Origin of the sequence: Nitratidesulfovibrio oxamicus (assembly GCF_015731765.1) — a bacterium.
In the GTDB taxonomy this organism is placed as follows: domain Bacteria; phylum Desulfobacterota; class Desulfovibrionia; order Desulfovibrionales; family Desulfovibrionaceae; genus Cupidesulfovibrio; species Cupidesulfovibrio oxamicus.
Genome location: NZ_VRYY01000258.1, coordinates 1 through 3692, shown reverse-complemented (window position 1 = coordinate 3692; position 3692 = coordinate 1). Strand labels below are relative to the sequence as shown.

The following is a 3692-nucleotide window of genomic DNA, read 5'->3' as shown; positions in this document are numbered from 1 at the left end:
GGCCCGCAACACAGCCTGCGCGGATGCATCGACCGAGCCGGACGGGCCGGGCGAAGCGGATGGACCGGACGGACCAGGCGGACCGGACGGCCTTGCCGGGCTGCCCGATCTGGCGGAACCCGACGGCGCGGGCCGCGCCCCCACCCTGTAGCAGCGCACCGCGAGGAAACCGGACATGACCACCACCTTCTTCCTGATGCTGTGCGGCATGCTTGCCGTCACCTACATCCCCCGCGCCGTGCCCCTGCAACTGCTGTCGCAGCGCGAGCTGAACCCCGTCATCACCCGCTGGCTGTCCTTCGTGCCGCCTGCGGTGCTGGCGGCCCTGCTGGCCCCGGACCTGATCATGAAACAGGGCTCCGTGCACATCACCGCCGACAACCTGTACCTGCTGGCCGCCGTGCCCGCCACGCTGGTGGCGTGGCGCACAGGCAGCTTCTTCGGCACCATTGCCGTGGGCATGGTCGCCGTGGCCTGTGCACGGTTTTTCGGCATGACGTAGGGGCTACCCAGGCCCCCGTTGCCAACAACCCCGCACCCGCCCCTTCTCCCCCCCCACCCCGACGGTAGACCGGGCGTGCGGCGGCAGCGCGGACACCTCCTTGCCGCGTCGTCACCGCCGCCCGGCCTCAATTGCAGTCCAGTCATCCCGCCTGCCCCCTGCCGCCCTCCGCCCGCCCGCGTCGGCAAGCGCCCGCGAACTTGCCCCCGCAATCGCGCGCGTGTAGAAGGGGCGGGTACCGTCGCGCGCCGTCACCGTCCTGTTCGCCCGGCCTCCCGCCTGTTCCGGACGTGCCCATCCGACGTCGCCTGCCCCGCCCACATCCCCCCCTTTTCCGGGAGAACACGCATGCTCCGTACCCTGTTCATTGCCCTGCTGCTGGCGCTGACCCTTGCCGCCACCCCGGTGGTTCCCGCGCCCGCCCAGGCCGCCTCCAACGAGGAACTGAAGGCCGCCCTGCGCGACCTTCTGAAGGAAAATCCCGAACTGATCATGCAGGTGCTGCGCGACAACAGCGAAACCGTGCTGGAAATCGCCCAGCAGGGTTCCAACGTGCGCCGCAAGAAGGCGCTGCTCGCCCAGTGGCAGGCAGACCTGACCCAGCCCAAGAAAGCCAACCTGGAAGGCCGCCCCATGCGCGGCCCGGCCAACGCGCCTGTCACAATCGTGGCCTACTCCGACTTCACCTGCCCGTACTGCCAGCAGGCGGCGGGCACCATGGAGCTGCTGCTGGCCAACTACAAGGACAAGGTGCGTTACGTCTTCAAGCACATGCCGCTGGACAGCCACGACAACGCGCGCCTCGCCGCCGAATATCACGTGGCCGCGGGCCTGCAGGACGGCAAGAAGGCCTGGGCGTTCTATGAAACCGTGTTCCGCGACCGCGAAAAGCTGATGAGCGAGGGTGAACCCTTCCTCAAGAAGGCCGCCACCGAGGCCGGGCTGGACATGAAGCGCCTTGCCCAGGACATCAAGGGCAAGAAGGTCAAGGATTCCATAGAGGAAGACATGGCCGAGGCCCGCGCCCTGAACGTGCAGGGCACCCCGTACTTTCTGGTCAACGACCTGGTCATTCGCGGCTCCCTGCCGCTGGACCTGTTCTCCGACGCCGTGGACATGGCGCTGGAGGCGGCGGCCAAGACCAAGAAGTAGCTGGCCGCACCGCGTACGACGCGACACGGGCCGCTCCGGCATTGCCGGGGCGGCCCGTTTGCGTTGGCGCGGTGCACCATGCGGCGCACGACGCGGAAATGGCGTTGCGGAAAAACGGAAGGAAACGGTGGGGCGCGGCTACTTCCGGCGGCGGCGTTCCAGGGTGATGCCCGCCAGAAACCCGCCGATCATGCCCACGCCGAAGGCGCGGGGAATGCTGTCGCTAAGGCCCAGCAGCGCCGCGAACACGCCGAGGGAACCGCCGATGAGGATGCCGCGAACGATGTAGCTGTCCATGCCTGTCCTTCTGGGGCTGTGGGGATTTGCGGGCGGAAGCTCCGGCAGCGTGCGGACGCCCCGGAATCCCGCGTGATGGTAGTCGCGCAGGGCGAACGGTGTCAACGTGACGGAGGCACGGGGCGCGGTGGGGCCGGGGCGCAACAGGACACGCTGGGGCGCTACAGCGAGCCCGGCAGGCCGCGGGCATGAAAAAGTGACCCGCCACGAACACCACCGGGCCGATACAGGCCCCAAAGGCACTTGCGAACGTCGCCAGCCCGCCACATCTCGACGCCCGGCGGCGCCTGTCATCCATGCGCAGCCATGGTCAGCCATGGGGCGTCTGCCCTTCCATGCATCCGTCCACCGACCGCTCCACCTGCCCGGGACCTGCCCCCGCCAAAACAGAACCCCGGCCAGGGTGGCCGGGGCTCCGCAAGGGGGGTCGGATGTCCATGGGAACAAGGGGGAACAAGGGGGAACAGGGGAGGAGCAAAACCGGGGTGCAAGGGGGGGCGGCGGGTGGGCTGTCCCGCCGCCCCTGCGGTCACTGCATCAACGAAGGAGGAGTTTGGGCTGGTCGCTGTCTCGTGTGCTTTGGGCACTATGTCGTCGGTCGCCGTGGCGACCGCTGGTCGCTTCCGGGGGCTCCAAGCCCCCGGCTGGAGATACCGTGCGGACAGGAGGAGGTCGGTCCTGCACAGTGCGGGTGCGTTGCGGCTGTATGGCCGGTGCTCCCGTATCGCTTCGGTCGTCCGGGCCGTCGCCTTGGCCCGGCGGCCGTTGCCGCGAATTCATTGCCCGTGCCCTTCTCCGCAAGGGGGAACCGGAGAGGGGCCAGGAGCGGTGGGGGAACGGGACGCCACACGTCCACCGTATCCGCGAAGGGTCTCGCGGAGTTCCCCTGCCGCCCGGAACGTGCCGGGCCGCACGTGGGGGTTGCCTTCGGGCGCCTCGTCCCATTCCTCTTCCTGTCCCGCTCCGCCATTCCTCCGTTGCGCCGGAGGGGGAGGGGGGGGACCGCCGCGACCGGCGGGTCGCGGCGGTCAGCCGGATCAGGGGAATCAGGCTAGGGCTTGCACTCTGCGAAGGGCAGCGTTGTCATGCGCTGAGGGGGAATAAGCACAGGGCGTGCCAAACAGTTAAAATAAATATTTTCAGTATATTATCATTTTTTGAGAAAATGTGCAGACTTTAGCTGTGCAATGTGCTGCACATGTTTTTGCACAAAAGGCCTGCACGTGTGCAAAATGCATACACCCCCCTTGTTGTGCATGTGGCCATACCGGGCGCGACCGACTTGCGGGGCACGTCGGCACACGGCATCGACACGGAAAGCGTCGGGGCACGGGGCGTCCCCCCGCATGCTGCATTGCGCACGCCATCCTCCCTGCGGCAGGCTGCCCGCTCCCCATCCGACACGGACGAAGCCGGAAAGGGATACTGCTCCCCTTCCGGCTTCTGAAGTTCCGTGCCCGGTGCATCCGGCGCGATGTCCAGAACGGGCTATTCGTCGCAGCGCACCGTAATGCCCGCAGCGCGCAGGGCGGCGGCGAACAGGCCGTCGCCCGTCACCAGCGTCCGGTTGAAGGTGCCGTCGTAGATGCGTCCGCACCCGCACGAAGGCGAGCGCGCCTTCAGGATGGCCTCGGTACAGCCCGCCAGCAGGGCCAGGCGCACGCCTTCCGCGGCCCCCTTGGCAAAGGCGTCCGTGGCGTCGGACAGGGCGCCGTCGGCCTCGCGGCACAGTGCCCGCCCG

4 protein-coding genes are annotated in these 3692 nt (G+C 68.2%); 2 read left to right on the top strand and 2 right to left on the bottom strand.

The genetic code is table 11. The features are described 5' to 3' along the window. Positions 1–175: 175 nt before the first annotated feature. Together FVW20_RS09770 and FVW20_RS09765 are read left to right on the top strand one after the other, a co-directional pair. Positions 176–502 carry an AzlD domain-containing protein gene (locus tag FVW20_RS09770; protein ID WP_196609277.1) on the top strand — a complete coding sequence of 109 codons (327 nt, stop codon included), beginning with the start codon at positions 176–178 and terminating at the stop codon, positions 500–502. 348 nt (positions 503–850) lie between these two features. Further along, on the top strand, positions 851–1654 hold the full coding sequence (locus FVW20_RS09765; protein WP_196609276.1) for a DsbA family protein: 804 nt from the start codon (positions 851–853) through the stop codon (positions 1652–1654). A 138-nt stretch (positions 1655–1792) separates the two neighbouring features. Here the strand turns inward: FVW20_RS09765 and FVW20_RS09760 are convergent, their stop codons facing one another. Both FVW20_RS09760 and FVW20_RS09755 read right to left on the bottom strand, forming a co-directional pair. Beyond that, positions 1793–1951, bottom strand: coding sequence for a hypothetical protein (locus FVW20_RS09760; RefSeq protein WP_007525600.1), 159 nt, complete (start codon positions 1949–1951; stop codon positions 1793–1795). Positions 1952–3439: 1488 nt separating this feature from the next. Next, positions 3440–3692: 2-thiouracil desulfurase family protein (locus FVW20_RS09755; RefSeq protein ID WP_196609275.1), on the bottom strand; the 253-nt coding region annotated here is incomplete at its 5' end.